Origin of the sequence: Actinotalea fermentans (assembly GCF_007991475.1) — a bacterium.
Lineage (GTDB): Bacteria > Actinomycetota > Actinomycetes > Actinomycetales > Cellulomonadaceae > Actinotalea > Actinotalea fermentans.
Map to the genome: position 1 here is coordinate 69,071 of NZ_BJYK01000008.1, position 23,912 is coordinate 92,982.

Consider the following 23,912-nt stretch of genomic DNA (forward strand, 5'->3'; position numbering starts at 1 on the left):
CCCACGCGGAATCACCGCGCGTCGGCCGCCGTTGGCACCCTCGTGCAGGACGACACCACCACCAGCCCACGCCCGGACCGACCCGTCGGCCTGCGCCGCGACCGCGAGCGCGGCCCGGTGCTGCTGGCGCTGATGGTGACCACGGGCCTCATCGCGGTCGAGGCCACGATCCTCGCGACGGCCGTCCCGACGATCGTCGCGGACCTCGGCGGCTTCGCGTCCTTCCCCTGGCTCTTCTCCGTCTACCTGCTGACGACGGCCGTCACGGTCCCCATCTACTCCAAGGTCGCGGACACGGTCGGGCGCAAGCCGGTGATCCTCGTGGGGATCGCGCTGTTCCTGCTCGGCTCGCTGCTCGCCGGCTTCGCGACGTCGATGGCGGCCCTCATCGCCTTCCGCGCGGTGCAGGGGCTGGGCGCGGGCGCGGTGCAGCCGATGGCGATCACGATCGCCGGCGACATCTACTCCGTGGCCGAGCGCTCCAAGGTCCAGGGGTACATCGCGGCGGTGTGGGCGAGCGCATCGGTGATCGGCCCGACGCTCGGCGGCCTGTTCGCGGAGTACCTGGACTGGTCGTGGATCTTCTGGGTGAACCTGCCGATCGGCCTGGCCGCCGCGTGGCTGCTGGTCACCCGGTTCCACGAGCGGGTCGAGCGCCGCGAGCACCGGATCGACTGGGTCGGCGGCCTGCTGCTGACCAGCGGCTCCGCGGCCCTGCTGCTCGCGCTCATCGAGGGCGGCAACGCGTGGGCCTGGGACTCGGCGGCGTCGATCGGCGCGTTCGTGGCCGCGGCGCTGCTGCTCGGGACGTTCGTCGCCGTCGAGACGCGCGCGCCCGAGCCCGTGCTCCCGCTGTGGGTGCTCTCGCGGCGGCTGCTCGGGACGACGGCGCTCATCGCCGTCGGCGTCGGCGTGCTGCTCATGGGCGTGACCACGTACGTGCCGACGTTCCTCGAGGCCGAGCTGGGCGTCTCCCCGCTGGCGTCCGGACTCGCGCTCGCCGCGCTGACGCTGGGCTGGCCGATCTCCGCCTCGCAGGCCGGTCGGGTGTACCTGCGCATCGGCTTCCGCCGGACCACGCTCATCGGCGCGGCGGTCGCCGTCGTCGGCGCGGCGTCCCTGGCCGCCACCTCGACGACGCCGTCCCTCGCCCTGGTCGCGGTGAGCTGCTTCGTCATCGGGCTGGGTCTGGGCTTCGTCGCCGCGCCGAGCCTCATCGCGGCCCAGGCGAGCGTCGGCTGGGGCGACCGCGGGGTGGTCACCGGCGCGAACATGTTCGCCCGCTCGATGGGCTCGGCCGTGGGCGTCGCGGCGCTGGGCGCGCTCGTCAACGCGATCATGCGCGGCGCGGACCCGTTCGGCGCCCCTGCGCGGTTCAACGACGCCGCCACGGCGGTGTTCGTCGCGGCCGGCGTGGTCGCCCTGCTGACCGCCGTGGCCGCCGCGGCCATGCCACGCGACCACGTCGCGCGCCCGGAGCCCATCCCCGCCGACGACGTCGAGGCCCCGGCGACCGCGGAGGCCGCGCGCGCCTCGTGACCCGGCCGCCCCTCAGCGGATCGGGTACCAGCGCGCGCCCCAGCGCCGGGACACCCGCGTGACCAGCACGTCCACGAGCTCGCCCGCCCGCTCGACGACGGCGTGCCGGACCACCCCGGCCGCGGCGTCGTCGGCTGCCTCGAAGCGGACCGTCAGACGGGCCTCGCCGCGGACCACCTCGAGGTACTGCGCCTCGACCGCGGTGAGCTCGGCGGCGGCGTCGGCGGCCGCGGGCAGCACGGTCGCGGGGTCGACGCCAGGGCGCAGGTCACCCACGACCATCCGGACCCGGTACGACGGCACGCCGCGACCCTAGCCGCGGCGCGGACCTCCCACCGAAGGCGCGGGTGAAGCGGCCCGGACGAACCGCCGGGCGGCCCCGCACACGGCTAGCGTTGTCGCTCGTCAACACCGGTTCGCTCCCGACGGAGGACTCATGTCCGGCTTGAGGATCGGCGGCATCGTGGCCGCGCTGTTCGTCCTGATCGGCTCGTTCCTGCCGTGGGCGACCATCGACATGTGGCTCGGCAGCTACTCCGCCAACGGGACCGAGGGCGACGGCGTGATCACGCTGCTCCTCGGCGTCGCCGCCGGGGTGCTGATGGGCCTCTGGAAGCGGCCGCTGGTGATCATCGCGGCCGTGGCCTCGGGCCTGGCCGCGCTCGTCGCCGTCGCCAACCTCATCGACGTCGGCCGCTCGATGGGCGACCTCGACGGGCTGGCGGACGTCAGCCCCGGTCTTGGGCTGATCCTCACGCTGCTGGCCGCGCTGGCGGGCGTCGTGCTCGCCGTCCTCGGGCAGGCGCAGCTCGCGAAGGCCGGCCACGCCGCCGGGCTGAGCCTCGCCGAGCTCAACCGCGGCGCCGCCCTGCCCACCGCGACGCTGCCGCCGCAGCCCGCCGCGTGGCAGGCCGCCCCGGCCCAGCCCGCGGGGGCGTGGCAGGCCGCCCCGGCCCAGCCGCCGGCTCCCGTCGCGCCCGCGGCGGTGCCGCCCGGCTGGCACCCCGACCCGACCGGCGCCGCGCAGCTGCGCTACTGGGACGGCACGCGCTGGACCGAGCACGTGCACACGCAGGCCCCGGCGGTGCCCCCGGCACCTCCGGCACCCCCGACGCCGCCCGCACCGCCCGCCTGACGGGCGCGGCTCAGACCTCGCTCGAGCTGAACTCCGGCTCGATGCCGATCGAGCGCAGCCACGCACGCTCGCCCGCCAGGAGGAAGTCGCTCCTGTGCGCGAGCATCACGTCCAGGGGGTCCATGCCCTCGTCCGGAGCGCCGAGGGCACTCAGGACGCGCGGCACGTCACCCGGAGACACCACGATCGAGTACTCGTAGTTCTCCACGCCCCACGGGCTCGTCCGGTGCACGTCGCCCCGGATGACGAGGGCGCCGTCGTCCGCACGCATGCTCACCGCCACGTGGTGGCCGTCACGATCCTGAAGTGTCACCTCGCGCACTGTTACCTCCAGGCCCCGAGGCGCGCGCGTCGTTGCGCGGCCGTGCCCCCCATCATCGGCCACCGCCACCGCCCAAAGCGAGTGATCGAGGCGTCGAATCACCCGCGCTGGGAAGCGCGCTGCTCACCGGTGCGGCTCGGCTCGGCGGCCTCGATCGTGCCGGTCTCGCGCGCCGCACAAACCCGATGACTTTTGCCGGTCTGCGTCGTCAGTATCGATGGACGCGCACGAGTGAACCGGTGAAGGAGCGCACGATGACGAGCACGGAGACCGCAGGCACCCCCCGACCGACCGGCACGACCCCGGTTGCCGACGAGCTCAGGGCCGCCGTCGCAGGCACCGTCCTCACGCCCGCGGACGAGACCTACGACGCCGTCCGCGCCGTGAAGCTGGGCGGGATCGACACCCGGCCCGCGGTCGTCGTCCGGCCGCAGACCGAGGACGACGTCGCGGCCGCCCTCGCCGTCGCCCGCCGGCACGGCCTGCCCGTCGCCGTCCGCTCGGGCGGGCACAGCTCGGTCGGCTACGGCAGCGTGGACGACGGCGTCGTCATCGACGTGCGCGACCTCGCCGACGTCGAGGTCGACGCGCAGACCCGGACCGCCTGGGTCGGCGCCGGCGCGACCGCCGGCCAGGTCAGCGTGGCGGCGGCCGAGCACGGGCTCGCGATCGGCTTCGGCGACACGGGCTCGGTGGGCGTCGCGGGCATCACCCTCGGCGGCGGGGTCGGCTACCTCTCCCGCGCGCAGGGCCTGACCATCGACAACCTGCTCGCCGCCGACGTCGTGCTCGCCGACGGGCGCACGGTCCGCGCCGACGCCACCAGCCACCCCGACCTGTTCTGGGCCCTGCGCGGCGGCGGCGGGAACTTCGGCGTCGTCACGCGCCTGCAGTACCGGCTGCACCCGGTGCCGGAGGTGACCGGCGGCATGCTGTTCCTCCCCGCGACGGCGGAGGTGGTCGCCGGCCTGGTCACCGCCATGCAGGCCGCGCCGGAGGAGCTCGGCGTCATCGCCAATGTCATGCCCTGCCCGCCGATGCCGTTCGTGCCCGCGGAGCACCACGGCAGCCTCGTCGTCATGGCCCTGGTCTGCTTCGCGGGCACCGCCGACGACGCCGCGGCCGCCCTCGCGCCGATCCGCGCGCTGGCCACGCCCCTGGCCGACCTGTTGAAGCCCATGACCTACCCCGAGATGTTCCCGCCGGAGGACCCGTCGTACCGGCCCGTGGCCGTCTCCCGGACGATGTTCCTCGACCACGTCGACACCGAGCTCGCCGCCCGGGCGCTCGACGGGCTCGCCCAGGCCGACGGCATGCGCGCGCTCCAGCTCCGGGCGCTCGGCGGCGCCATCGCGCGCGTGCCGGCGGACGCGACCGCGTACGCGCACCGGTCCGCACCCCTGATGGCGAACGTCGCGGCCTTCGTGAACACCGACGACCGTGCCCGCAAGCTCGCCTGGATCGAGGGCATGCTCGCCTTGCTCGACCAGGGTGTGCCCGGCGCGTACGTGAACTTCCTCGGCGACGAGGGACCTGAGCGCGTGCGGGCCGCGTACCCGGGCGGGACGTGGGACCGGCTGCGTGCGGTCAAGGCCGAGTACGACCCCGACAACGTGTTCGCGCGCAACCAGAACGTGCCGCCGGCCTGACCGGCGCGTCAGGCGGCGGCGAGCGCCTCCTCGATCAGCCGCACCACCTCGGGTGCGTCCGGCTCGGTGCTCGAGCGGAACCGGTGCGCGGTCCCGTCGGCCGCCACCAGCCACTTCTCGAAGTTCCACGCGACGCGCCCGGCCTTGCCGTCGGCGTCGGGCACGGCCGTCAGCTGGTCGAAGAGCGGGTGCCGGCTGCGGCCGTTGACCTTGACCTTCGCCGACATCGGGAACGTGACGCCGTAGTTGACCTGGCAGAACTCGGCGATGGCCTCCTCGGAGCCCAGCTCCTGCAGGAACTGGTTCGTCGGGAACCCGATGACCACTAGGCCACGGTCGCGGTACGTCTGCCACAACCGCTCGAGGGCGGCGTACTGCGGGGTGAACCCGCACCGCGACGCGACGTTCGCGACGAGGCGCACGGAACCGCCGAGGGCGCCGATGGTCGTCTCCCTCCCGTCCAGCGTGGTGAAGGGCAGGGACGCGAGGTCGACGACGGCGGTGGAGGTGGTCATGTCCTCGATAACGCCGGTGGACGCGCGCCCCATTCCGGCGCCGTCGCACGTACGGTGGACGGGTGAGCGGGGGACGGGGGCCGAGCAGGCAGACGCGCGTCCCGACGACCGAGGAGCTCATGGACCTCTGGCGCGCCGCCGCCGAGAGCCCGCCGCCGCTCGAGGAGCTGGCCGCCCGCGTCCACGCCGACACCCCGCCCTGGGACCTGGACGCCCTGGCCGCCGAGGCCGTGCGCGGCACGACGGCCGTCCTCGAGGTCACCGCCGGCGAGCCGACGCTCGAGGCCGAGGGGTTCACGCTCGTCGGCCTCGACCCGGACGTCCAGGACGCGACCGACCTGCCGTACCCGGAGCGGTGCTTCGACGTGGTCGTGGACCGGCACGGCGGGTACGACGCCGCGGAGGTCGCCCGGGTGCTGCGGCCCGGCGGGGTGCTCCTCACCGACCAGCTCGCGGGGGACGACGTCGTCGACCTGCACGCCGTGTTCGGCGCCCCCCTGCCGCGGCCGCACCTGACGGTCGACGCGCGGGCCGACGAGCTCACCGACCTCGGCCTGGACGTGACGCGCCGCGAGACCTGGCACGGCCCCCTGGCCTTCGACGACGTCGCCGCCCTGGCCAGCTACCTCGCCCTGGTGCCGTGGCGCTCACCGGCCGACTTCAGCGTCGACGGCTACGCGAACACCTTGATCTACCTGCACATGCGCGCGCCGGCCTGGGGACAGCCCCTCGTGTTCACCCAGAGCCGCTTCCTGCTGCGGGCCGAACGGCCCTTCTGACGCGCTACCGTCGACCCATGTCCGACCTCACCCCCGACGCCGTCGCGACGCGCGGGGACGAGCCCGCGGCGAGCGCGGAGGACGTCGTCGGCGCCGGGGTCGCCGAGGGCGCGCCGGCCGACAGCGCACCGGTCGAGGCACCCGAGGCGGAAGCCCCGGACACTCCCGCGCGGCCCGCTCCGGCGCGGCCCCGTGCGGATCTCGTGGCCCTCGTCGTGGCGACGGTGCTCCCCGTGCTGGGCGTGCTCCTGACGCTGACCGCGGAGACGTGGCTGACCGTCGCGTTCCTCATGCTCGTGCCGGCGATCGTCGTGGTCTACGGCCTGGGGCTCCTCGTGCTCGTCCGCGTGCTGCGCCGTCGGAGCATGCTCCGCCGCGAGCTGGGCGACGTCCCGCTGCGCTACCGGGTGTACGCGTGGGCCTGGGCGATCGGCTTCCTCGCCGCAGCGGTCTCGCCGATGCTCGGCGGCCTCGACCTGCCCTGGGTGCTGCAAGCGGCCGTGGTCGGCGCGTCCCCCGTCGCCGTCGGCGTGCTGACGGGCGGTCTGTGGTCGGCGTACCTGCGCGACGTCGCCTGGGTCGAGGCGCAGAACCAGGACTGACCGGGGTCGTCCACCGGGGCCCGACGGCCGTCGTCGTCCACCGCCCGCCCGGGCCGATGCCGTGCGCCCGGGGCCGCACGCGGAACGCTCCAGGGAGCCGATCCCCCGAGCCCTGGACGCGTGATGACCCGACCGACGCCGCTGCGCACGATCTTCGCCACCGCTCTCGACCACGTTCGCGCGGATCCCGACGCGCCCACGGTGACGCTCCTCGGCAACCCGCGAGGGTGGCTGCTCGACACGGGCGTGGTCGACCTCGTCGAGCCGTTCGTCACGTGGCGACCCGCCGACGCGGGCGACGTCGCGCGCTGGGCCGGCCTGGACGGGGCGACCGCGCGCGCCCTGCTCGACGCCCTGCCGGCGGTGCACCTCGACGACCGGCAGAACGACGCGCCGACGCTCGGGACGCTGCTCCGCGCGGCGGCCGAGCACCCGGACGAGGTCGAGCTGCAGGGCTACCTCGTGGGACCCGGCCGGGTCGACGAGCGGCTGAGCGCCGAGGGTCTCTTCGCGTACGTCGCGCCGGAGCTCGACGTCACCGCCGGCCACCACGCTGGGTGCGAGTGCGCGCGCCTGTGGACGATCGTCCGGCGCGACCTCGGGGTGGACGACGCCGTGCGGATGCCCGACTCGATCAACGCGCAGGTGAACCCCTGGCGGCCGTACGAGCCGTGCTGGTCGCTGTGGTGGGACTGACGGCGTCGCCGACCGTTCGCCGTCCCGCGGCGGGCGCGCCCGGTCGGCCCGGAATGCCCCGCCGCCCGGCACGGTTGCCCCGAGCATGCCTCTCTCCGGTGAGTACGCCCCCAGCCCGTCCGACCGCGCGCGCAGCCAGGTCGAGCTCTTCGAGGCCAGCGACGGCCGCGACGCGAACACCCTGCGCGGGGTGCCGATCATCGTCCTCACGACCGTCGGCGCCCGCACGGGCAAGCTCCGCAAGACGCCCCTCATGCGCGTCGAGCACGACGGCCGGTACGCCGTCGTGGCCTCGATGGGCGGCGCGCCCACCCACCCGGTCTGGTACCACAACGTCGTCGCCCACCCCCGGGTCGAGCTCCAGGACGGTGCGGTCAAGCGCGACTACGACGCGCGGGAGCTGGCCGGCGCCGAGCGCGCGGAGTGGTGGGCGCGGGCCGCCACCGTCTGGCCCGACTACGACGCCTACCAGAAGCGCACCGAGCGCCTCATCCCGGTCTTCCTCCTGGAGCCCGTCTCCGACTGAGCCGCCTTTCACCCCCGCCGGGCGCGCGCTTCACCCGCGCCGACGCGCCGCCACCACGCGCGCCGGACCTACCGTCGGGAACGTGCCTGCCGACGACGACGGCGCCTTCCGCGCGACCACCCGCGCGGACCGGGTCCTGCTCGCGCTCGCGCACGCCCCTGTCGCGCCCGTCACCCTCGGCGCGGGCGCGGCCTGGGTGGGCCTCGTGTCCGGGCGCCCGGTCGAGGACGCCGCCGTCGCGGCCGTCGTCGGGCTGGCGGTCGGGCTGGTCGCGGACGCGCGCCTCGTCCCGCGCTGGGTGCGGCTCGGGTTCGACGCGCCCGCGGGGCTGGCGGTCGGGCTGTACGTCTTCCACGCCGTGACGCTGTTCGTGCTGAGCATGGGGGTGCCGGTGCCCCAGCTGGCGCTGGGCGCGGTCGCGGGCGCGGTCGCCGGGCGGGGGCGGCTGGACCTCGCCCGCACCCGGCGCGTGACCACGACGACGCTCGCCGTCCTCGGCACGTTGGCCGCGTTCCTGGCGGTCGCCCGCCCGTCCACGACCTACGACCTGCGGCGCTCGCTCGGCCTGCCCTTCGAGGTCACGCCCGCGATCGTGCTCGCGATGGTCGTCGTGGGCGGGCCGCTCCTACTCGGGGCCCAGTGGGTCTGCACGACGGCGGGGGCCCGGCTCGCGGCGCACCGGCCTGCCCCGGCCCGGCCCGTGCTCCGGCGCGCAGCGCAGCCGCCCGTGCTCCGGCAGCCGGCCGTCCGGTCCTAACGCCGCGGGGGCTCGGTCTCCTCGACGAGCTCGCGGGCCTCGTCGGCGGAGAGCAGCTCGACGGTCTTGATCGCACACAGCCAGGCCTCGTCGTCCTCGATCCGGCCGTCGGCCTGCTCGACGAGGAAGTCGACGCGGCGGCGCAGCCCGCCGGCGACCGGCGTGATGTGGAGCGTGACCGGGTAGCCACGGGTCGGGTGCATGCCGTGCACCACCACCGGAGCCTCTGCCGCCGGAACCTTGCCCATCGTCCTCACCGCCCCGAGCCACGTCCCGCGCGCGACTCCCTACCCGACTGATCGGACCATCAGCGCGCGGGCTGAAGACCCGTTCGGGTGAAGAACGGCGTGGAGCGTTGACAACGGGTCACACCCTCAGGTCGCGCCGCCCGAACAGGCCGAGGCCGACGGCGGCCGAGACCGCCGCCAGCGCGGCCAGCCGAGACCGCCGCCACCGCGGGTAGGCCGTCCGGGTGAGTGCGGGTCGGCCGTGACAACTCCCCGCGCGAACCCGCGGTGCGACGACGGGCGAACGGTCACGATTGTCCCGTCCGCGCTCCGGTGGTTCGCCGCCCGACCAGGAAGGGGCCCTCGCATGGCCACCGCCTACCCGCCGCCCGGTGACGGCTCGCAGCAGCCGCAGCAGTACCCGAACCCTCCGCAGGACCAGTACCCACCGGCACCGCAGGCCGCGTACGGCCAGCCGGCCCCCTACGGCCAGCCGACGCCGTACGGCCAGCCCGCCCCCTACGGCCAGCCCACCCCCTACGGCCAGCCGATAGGCGCCCCGCCGAGCAAGAGCAACGGCCTGGCCATCACCGCACTGATCCTCGGCATCGTGTCGCTGGTCTTCTGCCTGATCCCGTTCGTGAACGCGATCGCGATCCTCGCCGGCGTCGTTGCGCTCGTCGTCGGCCTCCTGGGCCTGAAGAAGGTCGACGTCGCGGGCGGCCGCGGCCTCGCCATCGGCGGCATCGTCACCGGCGTCCTCGGCCTGGTCATCTCGATCGTCGTCATCGTCCTCGCGGTCGCCGCGCTGAACGCCGTCGACGACGCGGTCGACGAGAACATGGACGACATCGACGAGTGGCAGCAGCAGGTCGACGAGATCAACGAGCAGCTCGAGCAGGACCTGCAGAACCTCGACAGCGAGGGCTGACCGCCCGCGCCACGCCCACCCTGCACGACGCTCGGCGGGTCCCCGCACCGGGGGCCCGCCGACGTGCTCAGACGGTGGGCGAGGCGGCCACGCCCGGCGCCCGCCGGATCAGCCAGAACATCACCAGGCCGACGACGACCGTCGCCGCCCCTGCGCCGAGCATGCTGGCCCGCGCGCCCACCAGGGCGACGACCGTCGCACCCGTCGCGAGGCCGACGAGGTTGCCCGCCTGCAGCACGCCGCTGACGGCCGAGAACACGCGACCGCGGGCAGCGTCGTCGGTGCGCGAGCGGACGAGCGCGTTCAGGCAGACGCGCTGCGCGGTGTTCGCGGCGCCGCCGATCACCCAGCCGATGCCGACGGCGACGATCGAGACCACCGAGCCGGCGGCCACGAGCGCCAGCCCGACCGCGACGGTCGTGCCGGCGAGCCACCGGGACAGCACGGTGTCCCCGAACAGCCGCCCGGCGTACCAGCCGCCGACGACGCCGGCAGCCGGCCAGAACGCCGTGACCAGCCCGTACGCGGAGGCCGAGGCGCCGATGTCGTCGAGCACGTAGAACACGTCCGCGACGTTGACGAGCACGCTGATGAGCGTGGCGACGCCGAGCCCGGAGACGCCCACGAGCAGCATCCGGTCGGCCCGGATCCGGGCGAAGCCGAGCCAGACGGACTCACCGTGGTGTGCGGCGTCGGGCTCCGGGACGCGCTGGGTGCGGATGAAGGCGACGGCCGCCGCCATGACCACCGAGGTGGCGGCCGCGATGAGCAGGGCGGTGCGCTCGGAGGTCGCGTCGACCAGCACGCCCGCGACCGCGAAGCCCGCCAGGAACCCGGCCTGCGAGATCATCGAGTACCAGCCGTACGCGCGCGTCGCGTTCTCCTCGCCGGAGACGCGCGGCAGCAGCGCCGCGATGACCGGGTTCGCGACGGCGGTCCCGACGCCGAGCAGCACCAGCGAGCCGATGATCACCAGCTCGCCGCCCTCGCGGACCCCGAGCAGCCCGCAGAGCAGCAGCGCGACCGCCTGCAGCGCGATGGCGCCCAGCAGCAGCTCGCGGTTGCGCACGCGGTCGACGATGCGGCCCACCACCGGCGCCAGCAGGACGACCGGGACGAGCTCACCGGCCCACGCCGCCGCGATCCAGCCCGGACCCGCCGGCTCCAGGTGCACCATCACCGCGAGCAGCGCGAGCGAGCCCCCGACCGTCGACACGGCCGCGCCCGCGAGCAGCAGGCCGAGGTCACGCCGTCGCGCGCCGGCACTCAGGGCGCCGGCGAGGGCACTCGGGGCAGGGACGACGTCGGTCACGGTGCCTCAGCCTGCCACCGCGCGCCGCAACGATTCGAGGACCGGGCGAGTAGGGGCGTTCCGGACAGCGCGCGGTGACGCGCACCGGGCCGTGGCGGGCTCGCCTCAGGCGGGCGGCAGCGGCCAGCCCGGGGGTGGGCCGGGGCGGCGCCTCGTCGTCCCGTAGAGCCAGAACACCGCTGGCGGCAGCACGACCACGCCGACGACGCAGGCGCCGAGCACGAGGAGCGGACCCGCCCCGGGGAGGGTCTGGTCCGCCGACGACGCGACGCCCGCGACGAGCACGAGGCCGAGGACGCCGCCCGCGGACAGCAGGAGCGGCGCGAGCCGCTCGCCACGCGCGAAGAGCCGGCGGGCCGCCGCCACGAGCGCGGCCAGCCACACGACGACGCCGAGGCCCACGGACACCAGCACGCCGAGCACGGCCATCGCGAGGTCGGCCCACGCGTCGCCAGAGTCGACGGTGTTCGCGAGGGCGACCGTCAGCCCGACGCCGAGCAGCCCGGCGGCGACGCCGGCCGCGGCAGCGCCGAGCGGCGCGAGGACCAGGCGCGCCGGGCGGGGGCGAGGCGGGCCGGCATCGGGCGGGCCGGCGTCGGGCGGGCCGGCGTCGGGCGGGCCGGGCTCGGAAGGGTCCGGCGTTGTCGGGTGCGTCACGGTCGCTCACGCTGCCACACCGACTGCCGGGAAGACCTCCCCCCGCGCGAGACGCACCGATAGGGTTCGGCCAGGTTCGCCGACGCCGGTACTGGTCAGGGGTGGGACATGGTCACGTTCTTCGTCGTCGGCGGCGTGGGCCTGCTCCTGCTCCTCGTCTCGCTCGTGCTGGACGACCTCCTCGACCTCGGCGACGGACCCGTCTCCGGGACGTCGCTCGGGGCAGGGCTCGTGGCGTTCGGCGCCCTCGGCTCGATCGTCAAGGTCAACGGCCTGGCCACCGGCTGGGCGTACGCCGCCGCCGCCGTGTTCGGCGTGCTCGTGGTGCTCGGCGTGCAGGTGGTCGTGAAGCGGCTCCGCGCGTCGGAGGACGGCCAGCCCCGGGTGCTCGTCGGCGTGCACGGCACCGTCATGTCGACCATCGGCGCCACCGGCGGCGAGGTCAGCCTCGACGACCCCCGCGAGCTCGAGCGGCGCCTCGCCTGGGCGGACGCACCCATCGAGGTCGGCACCCGCGTCGTCGTCCTCGAGCAGTCCGGCAGCCGGGTCAAGGTCGCCCCGGCCGACGCCACCCCCGCCCGCCCGTAACCCGACACCGCAACCGGAGGAAGCCCGATGCCGGACCTCGAGAACGTCGCCTCGGACACCGTCACCGTCCTCGGCGTCATCGCCCTGATCCTCGTCGTCCTGGCGATCCTGGCGTTCGTCGCCCGGCGCATCCGGCGCGTGCCCCCGAACGAGGCGCTCATCATCGTCGGCCGCGGCGCCGGCAAGGCGGCCGCGGGCGAGAGCGGGCAGCGCGTCGTCGTCGGCGGGCGCGTGTTCGTGTGGCCGATCCTGCAGCAGGGCTTCCCGATCTCCCTCGAGCAGCGGCAGATCGGCATCACCGTCGAGGGCGTCGACAAGAACCGCATCAAGATCGCCATCAAGGCGTCCATCAACTTCAAGGTCCGCGGCGACGAGGAGGGCGTGCGGCGCGCGGCCCAGCGCTTCCTCTCCCAGCAGCAGACCCTCACCGACATCATCAAGGAGTCGCTCGAGGGCTCGCTGCGGTCGATCGTCGGCGACATGACGATCGAGCAGATCATCTCCGACCGGAAGGGCCTGTCCGACCGGGTCGTCGACTCCACGAAGACGGACCTCGCCGAGCAGGGCCTCCAGGTCGACCTGCTCAACATCTCCGACATCTCCACGCCCGGCTCGGACTACCTGGCCAACCTCGGTCGCGCCGAGGCCGCGCGCGCCCGCCAGGTCGCCGAGGTCAGCGAGGCCGAGGCCCGGCGGGTGTCGGAGTTCGCCGTCATCGAGGCGGCCGAGCAGATCGCCGAGCGGCAGAAGGCCCTGGACCTGAAGAAGGCCGAGATCAAGGCCCAGACCGACCGGGCGAACGCCGAGGCCGACGCCGCGGGGCAGCTCGCCCGCGCGGAGCAGGACGCGATCGTCGCCGGCAAGCAGCGGGAGGCGCTCGCCGAGCAGGCGCGGGTCACCGAGGAGCAGCTCGACATCGACGTCCGCAAGCCCGCCGAGGCCCAGGCGTACGCCGAGGTCCAGCGCGCGACCGCCCAGCGCGACGCGGCGAACGCCGCGACCGAGGCCGACGCCTTCAAGCGCACCACGATCGCGACCGCGAACAAGACGGCCGCCATCCAGGACGCCGAGGCCGCCGCCGAGGCCGTGCGCCGCGCCGGTGAGGCCGAGCGCGACCGCCAGCTGGCCTTGGCCGCCGCCATCCGCGCCGAGGGCGAGGCCCGCGCTGCCGCCACGGAGGCGGAGGGCCGCGCGGAGGCCGCCGCGACCGACGCCAAGGCCGAGGCCCTGAAGAAGTACGGCCAGGCCGCCATCGCGCAGGAGCTCATCTCGCGCCTGCCGGAGATCGTCCGGGCCGCCGCGGAGCCGGTCGCCGCCATCGACCACATGACCGTCGTCTCGACCGACGGCGCCTCGCAGCTGACCAAGACCGTCGCCTCGGTGCTCAGCGAGGGCCAGGAGGTCGTCAAGCAGCTCACCGGCCTGGACCTGACCGCGCTGATCTCGAGCGTCGCCGGCGTCCCCGCTGCGGCGCCGGCCGCGCCCGCCCCGGCGGCTCCGGCCTCCCGTCACGCCGCGACGTCGGTTGCCGCACCGGCTCCCGTGGCGGCGCCGGCTCCCGCTGCACCGAAGGCCGCCGGGGCCCCGAAGAGCCCGGCGCCCGCGGCGACGCCCGAGCCGGCTCCGGCTCCCGAGAAGCCCGCCCGCGCGCGCAAGGCCGCCACGCCGCCCCCGCCCCCGCCGCCCCCGGCCTGAGACCCCTTGCGACGCGCGGCCGGCCACGACGACGATCAGGACGTCGGCCGCCCGTCGGGAGGGCGGCCCTGAGGTGAGGAGCGCCCGGTGGACATCGGCGACCTGGTCGGCAAGGCGAAGGACGCGCTCGACAAGAACGAGGGCGCGGTCGAGGGCGCGCTCGACAAGGCGGCCGACTTCGTGAAGGAGCGCACGAGCGACGACGTCGACGAGAAGATCGACACGGCCGTCGAGAAGGCCAAGGACGTCATCGGGAAGGACTGACCGACCCGACGCGGGGAGGGTTCACTCGCGCCAGGCGCGAGGGATCCTCCCCGACGCGTGTCCGGGCAGGGGTCGGGCAAGGACGCCCGGCCCGCCCCAGTCAGACGGCGTCAGGCGTTGGCGAAGGCCGCGAGGCCCAGGGCGACGGCCTTGTCGAAGAGCTGCTCACGCTCGGCGGAGGACAGCGACTCGTCGCGGAAGAGCAGGTCGCTGATCGTGCAGATCGCCAGCGCCTCCTTGCCCTCCTGCGCGGCCACCGCGTAGAGCCCGGCCGCCTCCATCTCGACGGCGAGCGTGCCGTGCTTGACCAGCAGCTCGTTCGTCAGCGGGCGGTCGGAGTAGAAGATGTCGCTCGAGATCACCGGGCCGACGTAGACGGACCCGTTCTTCCGGCGGCGCCGACGCCCGGCCGCGGGCGCGTCGTCGGCCGGCTTCGCGGCCTTCCGGTGCCCGACGCCGGCCGCATCGGCCGCGGCCGCGGTCAGCGAGAACGTCGCACCGGCGCTGAAGTGGATCTGCGGGATCTTGTTGCCCACGATCGAGGAGTCCGTGTGCGCGACGTTCGCGATGACGACGTCGCCCACCTCCAGGTGCGGGGCCATGCCGCCGGCCGTCCCGATCCGGATGATCCGCTCGACGCCGTAGAACCGGAACAGCTCGGTGGCGTAGATGCTGATCGACGGGATGCCCATGCCGGACGCCAGCACCGACACCGGGCGGCCGTCGAAGGTGCCCGTGTAGCCGAGGATGCCGCGCACGTCGCTGACGAGCCGGGCGTCCTCCAGCACCGTCTCGGCGATGCGCTGGGCGCGGCGCGGGTCGCCGGGCATGAGGACGTCGGGGGCGAAGTCGCCGGGCTCGGCGCTGATGTGCGGAGTGGCCATGGGGCGAGGTTAGCCGGACCTGCGCGCCGCCGTCGTGGGCCGGGCGGGCGGCGTCGGGAACCGGACGGGCTCGCCCGGCGCGGCGACGAGCCGATCCCTGCGCCGGGTCACAGGTCGTGCGGCGCCTCGTCCTCGTAGCCGCCCTCCTTGCGGAGGCGGACGATGGCGACGGCGAGGCCGCCCCAGACCAGGACGATGGCGAGGGCCATGAACGCGATCGCGGTGCCGGTCATCGGGCCGCTCCTTCCGTGACGGGCCGCGCATCGGGCAGCTGCTCAGGGATGAACGCGTCGGGGTCGTGACGCCAGCGCGGGATCATCGACGCGCCGGCGATGAGGGCGCAGACGACCACCGTGCCCCAGCCGATCCACCGGACGAGCGACTGGTCGGTGTAGGTCGCCGGGTCGTAGCCCTCGTCGAGCAGCTTGATGAGGCCCGTGACCAGGATCGCGGTCAGCACCACCGGCACGAGCAGACCGACGTCCCATCGCCACCACGCGCCCACGTGGATGCCGACCCGGTTGTTCAGGTGGGCCTGGAGCTCAGGCAGCTTGCGCGTGACGAGCCCGACCAGGACCGCACTGGCGATCGCCGAGACCAGCACGCCGATCTCGTTGACGAACTTGTCGGCGACGTCGAGGACGTAGAGCCCCGTGGTGGTGCCGAAGAGGACGCAGGAGACGACCGCCATGGGGATGCCCACCGACAGCGCGCCGCGGCGGGCCGACCAGCCGAACTTGTCCTGGAACGCCGCGGAGACCACCTGGAGGATCGAGATCAGGGAGGTCATGCCCGCCAGGAGCAGCGACACGAAGAACAGCACGCCGAACACCGAGCCGCCCGGCATCGTCGACAGGATCTGCGGGAACGCGATGAACGCCAGGCCGATGCCCTGGTAGGAGGTGTCGCTCACTGCGATGCCCGCCTGGCCGGCCATGTACCCGATGGCCGCGAACACGCCGATGCCGGCGAGCAGCTCGAACGAGGAGTTGCCCAGGCCGACGACGAGGCCCGTGGTGGTCAGGTTGTCGCGCCGCCTCAGGTACGACGAGTACGTGATCATGATGCCGAACGCGATCGACAGCGAGAAGAACACCTGTGCGTACGCCGCCATCCAGACGTCCGGGTGCGCGAGCGCCTCCCAGTCCGGCGTGAAGAACGCATTGAGGCCGTCGGCCGCCCCCTCGAGCGTGACGGACCGGATGACGATCGCCAGGAAGATCACCACGAGCATCGGGATCATCACCAGGTTCGCGCGCTCGATGCCCCTCTGCACGCCGCCGGCGAGGATGAGCAGAGTCACGATCCACACGCCGATCAGCGGGAGCAGCACGCCGGGCACGTAGTCGAAGCCGACCCCCGGGTCCGCGACCTGAAGGTGCGTGCCGAAGAGGAACCCGCTCGGGTCGTCGCCCCAGCGCTGGTCCGCTGCGAACACCACGTAGCTCGCGGCCCACGCGATGATCACCGTGTAGTAGAGCGCGATGACGACCGAGATGCCGACCTGGAACCAGCCCAGTGCCTCCGACGGCCGCCACAGCCGGCGGAAGGCCGCAGGCGCACCGCCGCGGAACCGGTGCCCGAGCGAGTAGTCGAGCCACAGGATCGGGATGCCCGCCGTGGCCAGCGCCACGAGGTAGGGGATGAGGAACGCGCCGCCGCCGTTGTCGTACGCCGTCCCCGGGAAGCGCCAGATGTTCCCCAGCCCGACGGCGGAGCCGACCGCGGCCAGGACGAAGCCGAGCTGGCCCGACCACTGCTCGCGGTGGCGGGGCGCGCCGGCGGTGCTGGCGGCGCCGGCAGAGGTACCCGTGCTGTCGCTCATCGTCGTCCTCGGGAGCGCAGGGACGCCGCCTGACCGGCGTCGGTCTGCCCGACGCTAGCCGCACCTGCCCCGCGAGCGCACCAGGTGCGGCCGTCTTTCCCGCGGGATGTGACGGAATCCGTCGTCAGACGGTCAGCCGGCGGCGGAGAGCGCGAGGTCCGCGCCGGCTGCCTCGAGCCGGATGCCGTCGTCGACGACCGTCGCACCGGTCAGGTTCATGGTGGCCGGCAGGCCGGTGATGGCGATCCGCAGGCCCTGCAGCTGGGCGGTGATCTCGGCGGGGAGCTCGCCGCTGTCGACCCGGAAGCCGCCCAGCACGAACCCCACGACGTCGACCACCACCTCCTGCCCCTCGGCCCGCACGCTCATCGCGACGTCGAGCGGGAGGCCCAGCGCGGACGCCGTGGCGATGAGCTCGCCGTCGCGCACGCCCAGGTCGAGCCCCGAGAGCCCGAGCGCCGCCTCCGCCGCGTCGGGCGTCACGAGCGCCGTCATCTCGGCGGTCTCGGCCGTGTACGGCGCCGTCGTGCCGACGCCGTGCACGCGCACGACGACGTCCTCCAGGCGCAGCCCGTCGACCGTGGCGGCGGGCGCCGCGAGTCGGACGCTGCTGAGCTCCCCCGCCGCGACCTGGGTGAGGAACGGGAAGCCCTCGATCGTGACGTCCGGCGGCTGCTCGACGCCCGGGATGGCCTGCTCGACCTCCGCCGCGACGCGCTGCTCGGCCTGGTCCCGCATGAGCGAGTCCACGAGGTAGGCGCCGCCCGCCAGCACGGCGAGCACGACGACGGTCCAGACCAGGCGACGCATGCCCCGAGGCTACGCAGGGCCCGCCGACTGCGCCCGCGCTGCCCGTCGTTCGCGCGCCGAACCCATGGCCGACCGGTCGCCACGCGCCTACGCTGGAGGTGATGGCACGAGCGCAGCGAGGCGCGTCATGGTGGAGTCGGTGTTCTGGATGGCACTGCCGATGACGGTGTACGGCCTGCTCGCGGTCGCCGTCCCACCCCCTCGCGAGCCCCGCGGCCTCCGCGCGCGGATGCGCAGGTGGCGCGAGCGCCGTCAGGCCCGCCGGGACGGGCTGCCGGACGAGGTCATCTCGCCGCACCCCGCCCTCCCCGGCGCCGACGACCCGCTGGCCGTGCTGGCCATCCAGGTGCGCCTGGGCGTCCTGGCCGACCACATCCGCGAGCTCGAGTCGGACGAGCGCATCTGGGCCCGCGGCCGTCGGCTCGAGGCCGCGCAGGCCGCCTACGACGCGCTCCTGGACGAGGCCTGCCGGCTGGCGGGCATCCAGAGCCACCTGCCGCCCGCGGGCGGATCGGGCCTGCGCCGCAACAGCGACCCTGACCGCTTCGAGGACGAGCTGGCCCTGGCCCAGCGCGGCTGGTCCTGGTAGCCGTCCTCGACTCGTCACCTCTCCCCCCGAAGTGGAACGAAACGGCTGCGATCCGGGCAGGAGTGGAACGTCGTGCTCCAGTTCCGTTCCACTCGGGGCGTCAGGGGGTGGTTCCGAGCGTCCAACGACCAGGACGGCGGTCCGCGCGTGCCCGGTCGTAGGCCCGCCTCACTCGCGCCTGCCACGCACGGCGGCCTGCAGCCGTCGCGATGTCCGGGTCATTCGCACGCACCACCGTCAGCCCCAGGTGCTCGAGCAGCTCCTGGCGTCGGGCGTCGGCGTGGCGCCGCGCCGCTGACGCGTGAAAGGAGCCGTCATACTCGGCAACCAGGCCAGATGCGATGTCGAGCAGGTCCACCCTCCCGGCGAAGCTGCCGTGCTCGTCGAGGACCACACCGTTGCAGACGGGCCGCGGGAGTCCAGCGCGGTGCCAGAGCAGACGCATCATCGACTCGCGTGGTGACTCGACGCCGTCCTGCGATAGGTCGAGCGCACGCCGTGCGACCCCGACTCCCCGCCATCCGGTCCGCTCCGCGAGCATCGCGGCGACGTCGTCCGCCGCGACGAGGCCGAGCGCGCGCAGGCGGTCCAGCGCGACCACCGCCGCTTCCAAGGGCCAGAGACGCGCCACGTCGAACGCCGTGCGCGTCGGCGCCGTGACGGGGAGCCCGCCGACGACCGCCACCTCGTGCGGCTCGAGGTCGCTGCGGAACACGCGCACCCCCGGCTGCGGGCGTAGTCGTCCGGGGCGCGAGGCACACACCAGGATGGGCAAGGCCACCCGTGCGTCGGAGTCCATCTCAGGCAGGCGGCCGTCGAAGACCTCGAGCTCGTCGGACTGGGACCGGTGTGCCTGCTCGTGAACGCGGGCGGCCGCCCAGCCCCCGAGCACGAAGCCCTCCGGAAGCATGCGCACGGTAATCGCGGTGCGCCCGTCGAGATCGTCGCACGGGGTCCCCACGGGCACGTAGAGACCCCGGCGCACCCGCGCGTACGACCGTCCCGCGAGCTGCCACCGACCGATGCCCGCGCGGGTCGCCTCGGCGGAGGTCAACGTCGGCACGCGCTCCAGCGACGACCCATCAAGCTCCATGAGCGGATGGTCGGACGGTCGAGGCCAGCCCTCACCGACGGCCCGCGCACGCTGTGGACGACGACCCCTCCCCCTCGCTCCACCTGGAGTGGAACGGAACCGCCGCGATCCAACGCCGAGTGGAACGCTGTGCTCCCGTTTCGTTCCACTCGGGAGGGGAGCGACGACGGCGACGGGGGGCTACGCGCGGACCGTCAGGGTGCTGCGGCCGTCGGCGGCGCGGCGGACCTCGATGCGCTCGGCGATCGACTGCTTCATCGCGTCGACGTGCGAGACCACGCCCACCACCCGGCCCGCATCGCGCAGCCGGCCCAGCTCGGCGAGCACGACGTCGAGGGTGTCGCCGTCGAGCGAGCCGAAGCCCTCGTCGACGAACAGCGTGCCCAGGTCCGTGCCGCCGGCCTCGGCCGTGACGACGTCCGCGAGGCCCAGCGCCAGGCTGAGCGCGAAGTAGAACGTCTCGCCGCCGGACAGCGTCGCCGGGTCGCGCTCGCGCTCGGTGTGGTGGTCGACGACCTTGAGCGCCAGGCCCAGCTTGCGCGCGCCGCCGCGCTCCTTCTCCTCGCTCCGCAGCAGCTCGTACCGGCCCGACGACATCGCCGCGAGCCGCCCGTTCGCCGCGGCCACGACGTCCTCGAACCGCCGGGCCAGCACGTACGTGCCGAGCGACAGCTGCCGTGCGTTGTCCCCGCCGCTCGCCGCGACCACGTTCGCCATCCGCACCACGGGCCCGGCGGCCTCGCGTGCCGCGACCAGCGCCCGTCCGGCCCGGGACACCTCCGCCGCCTCCCGCTCGGCCGACGACGCGCGGTCCCGCAGCCGCGCCGCCTCGCCCGCCGCCCGGGTCGCCGCCTCGTCCGCCGCCGCGTGCGTCGCCTCGGCCTCCGCCGACGACGCGCGGGCCGCGTCCGCGGTCACGTCCCCGACCGCCCGGACGGCGTCGTCGGCCAGACCCCGCTCGACGCGGTCGAGCGCCGAGTCGTGCTCGCGGATCCGCCGGTCGAGGGCCGCGAGCGCCGCCTCGTCGAGGGCCGCCGCGCGCACCGCTGCGGCGTCGTCGAAGCCGTGCTCCGAGAGCGCCGCCGCGAGCTCGACGCGGCGCTCGGCCAGCCGCTCCTCGGCCGTGACCAGGCGCTGCGCCTCGGTGAGCCACGCGCCGACGAGCTCCACGCGAGCGTCGAGCAGCGCCGCGCGGGCGCGCACCGTGTCCGACGACTCGCGCGCCGCCTCGATCGCCGTCTCCGCGTCCCGGATCTCCTTGCGTCGGCCGGCGAGCGCGACGCCGTCCTTGCCGACCACCGTGTCGAGCTCGGCGCGCTGCTGCTCGAGCGCGCGCGTGCCAGCGTCGAAGGCCTCGAGCTCGGCGTCGACGGCGTCCCTGTCCCGGGCGGCCGCCTGGGCCTCCTCGACCGCCCGGCGCGCGTCCGCGACCGCGGCGTCCGCCGCCGGCAGGTCCCAGCCGTCCGCCGACGCGCGGGCCCCGTCGCGCTTCGTCCGCAGTTCGGTGAGCACGCGGCCGGCCGCGGCGAGCACCTCGTCGGCCACCGCGCACGCCTCCTCCGCGGCGTGGACCACCTCGGGCGTCACCGCCTCGGCCGACGGCGCCGCGGGGTGCGGGTGCTCCGTCCCGCCGCAGACCGGGCAGGGCGCCCCCGGCGCGAGCTCGACCGCGAGCTCCGCGGCGATGCCCGCGATCCGCGCCTGCCGCAGGGCCGCCGCGTGCTCCAAGGCCTCCGACGCCGCCCGCGCGGCCACGCCGGCCGCGGCCTCGGCCGTCCCGACGCGCGGCTCGAGCTCGGCCACCAGCGCCGCTGCCGCCCGACGGTCCTCCACTGCGCGCAGGGCCACCTGCGCCTCGGCGAGGCCACCCGCGGCGGCCCCCAGCGCGTCCCGACGCTCGCGCAGTGCCGCGCGCTCGTGCGGGCGCTGGGCGAGCCCGTCGACGAGCGCGTCCCGCTCCGCCGCGCGCCGCTCGACGCGCGCCTCGAGGTCGGCGACGGCGACCCGCAGCGTCGGCAGCGTCGCCTCGAGCTCGAGGGCGTGGTCCAGGCGCGCGCGGATGCCGGTGCAGCGCTCGCGCTCGTCGGCGAGGGCCTTGAGCTGGACGTCCGCCTCCGCCTCCGCGGGCACGAGGGCGGCGAGGTCGGCGTGCGCCCCCGCGAGCACGGCGGCCCGCCGCCGCGCGACGGCCGTCGTTGCCTCGCCGAACGCGGTCTCCGCCTGCGCGACGCCGGCGACCGCGGGCATCGCCAGCCGCGCCCGACCGGCCACGGCGAGGCGACGGGCGTCGTCGGCGTGCTCCGCCCCGCGGGCCGCGAGCCGGGCGCGCTCGGCGAGCAGCGTGTCGCGGCGCTCGACCGCCACCACCGTCGTCCGGGCCGCGTCGCGGGCCCGCTCGGTGACGGCGCACCGCTCGGCGGCGCGGGCGGCCACGGCCTCCGCCGCCACGGCCTCCGCGGCGGCGGCACCGGCGACGGCCTCGACCGCCGCGGTCAGCGCGGGCACGTCCACCTCGGCGCCGGCGGCGGCCTCGCGGAGGGCTGCCGCGTCGTCGTCGGCGCAGCGGGCGGCCGCGACGAAGCCCGCGACCGCACGGCCGACCTCGCCGCGCGCGGCGTCCAGCCCCCGGCCGGCCTCGGCGCGCATCGCCGCCAGCCGCTTCTCCAGGCGCTCGTAGACCTCGGTCCCGAACACGCGCTCCAGCACGCGCCGCCGGTCCTCGGGCTTGGCACGCAGGAAGCTCGCGAACTCGCCCTGCGGCAGCACCACCGTCTGCACGAACTGCTCGCGGTCCAGCCCGATGGCGTGGGCGAGCTCGAGCCCGGCCTCGTCCAGCCGGGTGCTCAGCAGGTCGCCGTCGTCGGGGGCGTCCGGGCTGGTCAGGCGCCAGAGCTTGATGGTGGCCTGCTGCGTGGTCGTGCCGGTGCCGCGCTGCTTGGGGCGCTCGTAGCGCGGGGTGCGCAGCACGCGGTAGATGCCGGACCCGGTCTCGAAGACGAGGTCGACGAACGTGTCGTCGCCGGGTGCCGCGTGGTCCGAGCGCATCCGGTCCTCGCTCGCGTCCGCGGACGCGACCTTGCCGTACAGGGCGAACACGAGCGCGTCGATGACCGTCGACTTGCCCGACCCCGTCGGCCCCTCGAGGAGGAACAGCCCCGACGCCGACAGCGCGGCGAAGTCGATCGTGTGCCGGCCCGGGAACGGCCCGACGGCCTGGAGCGTCATCCGGTGCAGGTGCATCAGGCGCTCCGCTCCGCCGCGAGCACCTGCTCGTACGCGGCCCGCAGCACGGCGAGCTCGTCGGCGCTCGGCGCCGCGCCCGTCACGTGCTCGACGAACTGCGCCGCGACGTCCACCGGGTCCTGCGCCGCGGTCACGACGGCGGCCCGCGTCCGCGCGGTCCCGGCCGGCGGCCGGTGCTCGGTGACCAGCAGGTGCGGGAACCGGGACTTGAGCCGCGCGTGCAGCTCCGGCGGCCGCACGGGGTCGGTCACGACGGCGCGCAGCCAGTCGTCCTCGTGCCCGTCGCCCGCGGCGCCCAGCAGCTCGCCGAGCGTCCCGGTCACCTCCGCGAGCCGCCGCGGCACGGGCGCGGGCACCAGCGTGGTCCCGACGACGCCGTCCCGCCCCAGCTCGACCAGCACCGACGACTTGCGGTGCCGCAGCTCGGAGAACGAGTACGCGAGCGGCGAGCCCGAGTAGCGCAGCACGGGCGCAGGACCGGACACGGCCGGTGGGGACCCACCCGACCCCTCGCCGTCGGGCACCGCCGCGGCACCCGCGGGGAACGCGATCTCCTGCGGGCCGTGCAGGTGACCGAGCGCCACGTAGTCGACGCCCGCGAACACCCCGGCCGGGACCGCGTCGACGCCGCCCACGCGGATGTCCCGCTCGGACTCCGAGCCCTGCCCGCCCACGACGAACGCGTGCGCCAGCACCACGGCCCGCACCCGCTCGGACGCTCCCGAGGCCGCCCCCCGCATCACCAGCTCCCGCCGCACGCGCGCCATCGCCGCGCCGACCACCGCCTCGTGCGACCGGGCGAGCGGCTCGCCGTCGTCGGCCAGCACCGACCGCGCCGCGTCTGGGTCGAGGTAGGGCAGCGCGTGCACCGCGACCGGCCCGTGCTCGTCCCGCAGCACCACGGGCACCCCGACGTCGGCGACGCGCGCCCGCAGGTGCACGCCGGGCCGCATCAGCTCGGCGCCGAAGCCCAGCCGGATCGCCGAGTCGTGGTTCCCGGGCGTGACCACCACCGCCGCGGTCTCGCTCAGCCGGCGCAGCGCGTCCGCGAGCAGCCCGACCGCCTCGACCGGCGGCACAGCCCGGTCGTACACGTCCCCCGCGACCACGACGGTTTCCACGGACTCCGCGCGCACGAGCTCGACCAGGTGGTCCAGGTACGCGGCCTGGTGCCCCAGCAGGTCCACACCGTGCAGCGTGCGACCGAGGTGCCAGTCGCTGGTGTGGAGCATCCGCATGCCCGGAACGGTACGGCCGCCCGCCGACAGCCGAGA

The 23,912-nt window shown here is 75.2% G+C and carries 26 protein-coding genes; 13 read left to right on the forward strand and 13 right to left on the reverse strand.

The window, feature by feature from the left end:
* Positions 1–42: 42 nt before the first annotated feature.
* Positions 43–1,539, forward strand: coding sequence for an MFS transporter (locus AFE02nite_RS11490; RefSeq protein ID WP_407643096.1), 1,497 nt, complete (start codon positions 43–45; stop codon positions 1,537–1,539).
* A gap of 12 nt (positions 1,540–1,551) precedes the next feature.
* Here the strand turns inward: AFE02nite_RS11490 and AFE02nite_RS11495 are convergent, their stop codons facing one another.
* Complete coding sequence (locus AFE02nite_RS11495) at positions 1,552–1,842, reverse strand: hypothetical protein (RefSeq protein WP_034248990.1); 291 nt, start codon at positions 1,840–1,842, stop codon at positions 1,552–1,554.
* A 133-nt stretch (positions 1,843–1,975) separates the two neighbouring features.
* Between AFE02nite_RS11495 and AFE02nite_RS17760 the strand changes: the two genes are divergently transcribed.
* Positions 1,976–2,674 carry a DUF2510 domain-containing protein gene (locus tag AFE02nite_RS17760; protein ID WP_261765591.1) on the forward strand — a complete coding sequence of 233 codons (699 nt, stop codon included), beginning with the start codon at positions 1,976–1,978 and terminating at the stop codon, positions 2,672–2,674.
* Between the two features lie 10 nt (positions 2,675–2,684).
* Here AFE02nite_RS17760 and AFE02nite_RS11505 read toward each other — a convergent pair whose 3' ends face one another.
* Positions 2,685–2,987, reverse strand: coding sequence for a hypothetical protein (locus tag AFE02nite_RS11505; protein ID WP_146819685.1), 303 nt, complete (start codon positions 2,985–2,987; stop codon positions 2,685–2,687).
* A gap of 263 nt (positions 2,988–3,250) precedes the next feature.
* Between AFE02nite_RS11505 and AFE02nite_RS11510 the strand changes: the two genes are divergently transcribed.
* Positions 3,251–4,645, forward strand: a complete 1,395-nt coding sequence (locus AFE02nite_RS11510) for an FAD-binding oxidoreductase (protein WP_146819686.1) — start codon at positions 3,251–3,253, stop codon at positions 4,643–4,645.
* Positions 4,646–4,653: 8 nt separating this feature from the next.
* Here the strand turns inward: AFE02nite_RS11510 and AFE02nite_RS11515 are convergent, their stop codons facing one another.
* On the reverse strand, positions 4,654–5,160 hold the full coding sequence (locus AFE02nite_RS11515) for a glutathione peroxidase (protein WP_034248513.1): 507 nt from the start codon (positions 5,158–5,160) through the stop codon (positions 4,654–4,656).
* A gap of 62 nt (positions 5,161–5,222) precedes the next feature.
* Here AFE02nite_RS11515 and AFE02nite_RS11520 point away from each other — a divergent pair, with 62 nt between their 5' ends.
* The 5 genes from AFE02nite_RS11520 to AFE02nite_RS11540 all read left to right on the forward strand — a co-directional run bounded on the left by AFE02nite_RS11520 (position 5,223) and on the right by AFE02nite_RS11540 (position 8,520).
* On the forward strand, positions 5,223–5,939 hold the full coding sequence (locus AFE02nite_RS11520; RefSeq protein WP_146819687.1) for a class I SAM-dependent methyltransferase: 717 nt from the start codon (positions 5,223–5,225) through the stop codon (positions 5,937–5,939).
* Between the two features lie 17 nt (positions 5,940–5,956).
* A complete protein-coding gene (locus AFE02nite_RS11525) occupies positions 5,957–6,541 on the forward strand; it encodes a hypothetical protein (RefSeq protein ID WP_034248515.1) in 585 nt (194 codons plus the stop codon).
* 123 nt (positions 6,542–6,664) lie between these two features.
* A complete protein-coding gene (locus AFE02nite_RS11530) occupies positions 6,665–7,237 on the forward strand; it encodes a hypothetical protein (protein ID WP_052113999.1) in 573 nt (190 codons plus the stop codon).
* Positions 7,238–7,322: 85 nt separating this feature from the next.
* On the forward strand, positions 7,323–7,763 hold the full coding sequence (locus AFE02nite_RS11535; RefSeq protein ID WP_034248516.1) for a nitroreductase family deazaflavin-dependent oxidoreductase: 441 nt from the start codon (positions 7,323–7,325) through the stop codon (positions 7,761–7,763).
* 82 nt (positions 7,764–7,845) lie between these two features.
* Positions 7,846–8,520 carry a hypothetical protein gene (locus AFE02nite_RS11540; RefSeq protein ID WP_146819688.1) on the forward strand — a complete coding sequence of 225 codons (675 nt, stop codon included), beginning with the start codon at positions 7,846–7,848 and terminating at the stop codon, positions 8,518–8,520.
* On the opposite strand, the gene AFE02nite_RS11545 is transcribed toward AFE02nite_RS11540, so the two are convergent.
* On the reverse strand, positions 8,517–8,723 hold the full coding sequence (locus tag AFE02nite_RS11545) for a hypothetical protein (RefSeq protein WP_146819689.1): 207 nt from the start codon (positions 8,721–8,723) through the stop codon (positions 8,517–8,519). The two genes, AFE02nite_RS11540 and AFE02nite_RS11545, sit on opposite strands and share 4 nt — an antisense overlap.
* A 391-nt stretch (positions 8,724–9,114) precedes the next feature.
* Here AFE02nite_RS11545 and AFE02nite_RS17935 point away from each other — a divergent pair, with 391 nt between their 5' ends.
* Positions 9,115–9,678, forward strand: coding sequence for a DUF4190 domain-containing protein (locus AFE02nite_RS17935; protein ID WP_052114072.1), 564 nt, complete (start codon positions 9,115–9,117; stop codon positions 9,676–9,678).
* A gap of 67 nt (positions 9,679–9,745) precedes the next feature.
* On the opposite strand, the gene AFE02nite_RS11555 is transcribed toward AFE02nite_RS17935, so the two are convergent.
* Positions 9,746–10,990 (reverse strand): MFS transporter, encoded by a 1,245-nt coding sequence (locus tag AFE02nite_RS11555; protein WP_034249098.1) that lies wholly within the window; start codon positions 10,988–10,990, stop codon positions 9,746–9,748.
* 105 nt (positions 10,991–11,095) lie between these two features.
* Complete coding sequence (locus tag AFE02nite_RS11560) at positions 11,096–11,647, reverse strand: hypothetical protein (protein ID WP_146819690.1); 552 nt, start codon at positions 11,645–11,647, stop codon at positions 11,096–11,098.
* A 108-nt stretch (positions 11,648–11,755) separates the two neighbouring features.
* Between AFE02nite_RS11560 and AFE02nite_RS11565 the strand changes: the two genes are divergently transcribed.
* From AFE02nite_RS11565 to AFE02nite_RS11575, 3 genes are all read left to right on the forward strand, one after another.
* Positions 11,756–12,235 carry an NfeD family protein gene (locus AFE02nite_RS11565; protein WP_034249654.1) on the forward strand — a complete coding sequence of 160 codons (480 nt, stop codon included), beginning with the start codon at positions 11,756–11,758 and terminating at the stop codon, positions 12,233–12,235.
* A gap of 27 nt (positions 12,236–12,262) precedes the next feature.
* Positions 12,263–13,930, forward strand: coding sequence for an SPFH domain-containing protein (locus AFE02nite_RS11570; RefSeq protein WP_261765592.1), 1,668 nt, complete (start codon positions 12,263–12,265; stop codon positions 13,928–13,930).
* A gap of 87 nt (positions 13,931–14,017) precedes the next feature.
* Positions 14,018–14,194 carry an antitoxin gene (locus tag AFE02nite_RS11575; protein WP_146819691.1) on the forward strand — a complete coding sequence of 59 codons (177 nt, stop codon included), beginning with the start codon at positions 14,018–14,020 and terminating at the stop codon, positions 14,192–14,194.
* A gap of 110 nt (positions 14,195–14,304) precedes the next feature.
* Here the strand turns inward: AFE02nite_RS11575 and AFE02nite_RS11580 are convergent, their stop codons facing one another.
* From AFE02nite_RS11580 to AFE02nite_RS11595, 4 genes are all read right to left on the reverse strand, one after another.
* Complete coding sequence (locus AFE02nite_RS11580; RefSeq protein ID WP_034248144.1) at positions 14,305–15,078, reverse strand: purine-nucleoside phosphorylase; 774 nt, start codon at positions 15,076–15,078, stop codon at positions 14,305–14,307.
* A 107-nt stretch (positions 15,079–15,185) separates the two neighbouring features.
* Entirely contained in the window at positions 15,186–15,311 is a 126-nt protein-coding gene (locus tag AFE02nite_RS11585) for a methionine/alanine import family NSS transporter small subunit (RefSeq protein WP_146819692.1), read from the reverse strand.
* Positions 15,308–16,903, reverse strand: coding sequence for a sodium-dependent transporter (locus AFE02nite_RS11590; protein ID WP_146819693.1), 1,596 nt, complete (start codon positions 16,901–16,903; stop codon positions 15,308–15,310). Before AFE02nite_RS11590 ends, AFE02nite_RS11585 begins: the two co-directional genes overlap by 4 nt.
* Positions 16,904–17,035: 132 nt before the next feature.
* Positions 17,036–17,713, reverse strand: coding sequence for an LmeA family phospholipid-binding protein (locus AFE02nite_RS11595; protein WP_034248151.1), 678 nt, complete (start codon positions 17,711–17,713; stop codon positions 17,036–17,038).
* A gap of 127 nt (positions 17,714–17,840) precedes the next feature.
* Between AFE02nite_RS11595 and AFE02nite_RS11600 the strand changes: the two genes are divergently transcribed.
* Entirely contained in the window at positions 17,841–18,302 is a 462-nt protein-coding gene (locus tag AFE02nite_RS11600) for a hypothetical protein (protein WP_052113960.1), read from the forward strand.
* A 100-nt stretch (positions 18,303–18,402) separates the two neighbouring features.
* On the opposite strand, the gene AFE02nite_RS11605 is transcribed toward AFE02nite_RS11600, so the two are convergent.
* From AFE02nite_RS11605 to AFE02nite_RS11615, 3 genes are all read right to left on the reverse strand, one after another.
* Positions 18,403–19,395: a DUF559 domain-containing protein gene (locus tag AFE02nite_RS11605; RefSeq protein ID WP_052113961.1), complete on the reverse strand. Its 993-nt coding sequence runs from the start codon at positions 19,393–19,395 to the stop codon at positions 18,403–18,405.
* Between the two features lie 180 nt (positions 19,396–19,575).
* Positions 19,576–22,635, reverse strand: coding sequence for an AAA family ATPase (locus tag AFE02nite_RS11610; protein WP_146819694.1), 3,060 nt, complete (start codon positions 22,633–22,635; stop codon positions 19,576–19,578).
* Complete coding sequence (locus AFE02nite_RS11615; RefSeq protein WP_034247877.1) at positions 22,635–23,876, reverse strand: exonuclease SbcCD subunit D; 1,242 nt, start codon at positions 23,874–23,876, stop codon at positions 22,635–22,637. The genes AFE02nite_RS11610 and AFE02nite_RS11615 overlap by 1 nt, the downstream gene beginning before the upstream one ends.
* Positions 23,877–23,912 lie beyond the last annotated feature (36 nt).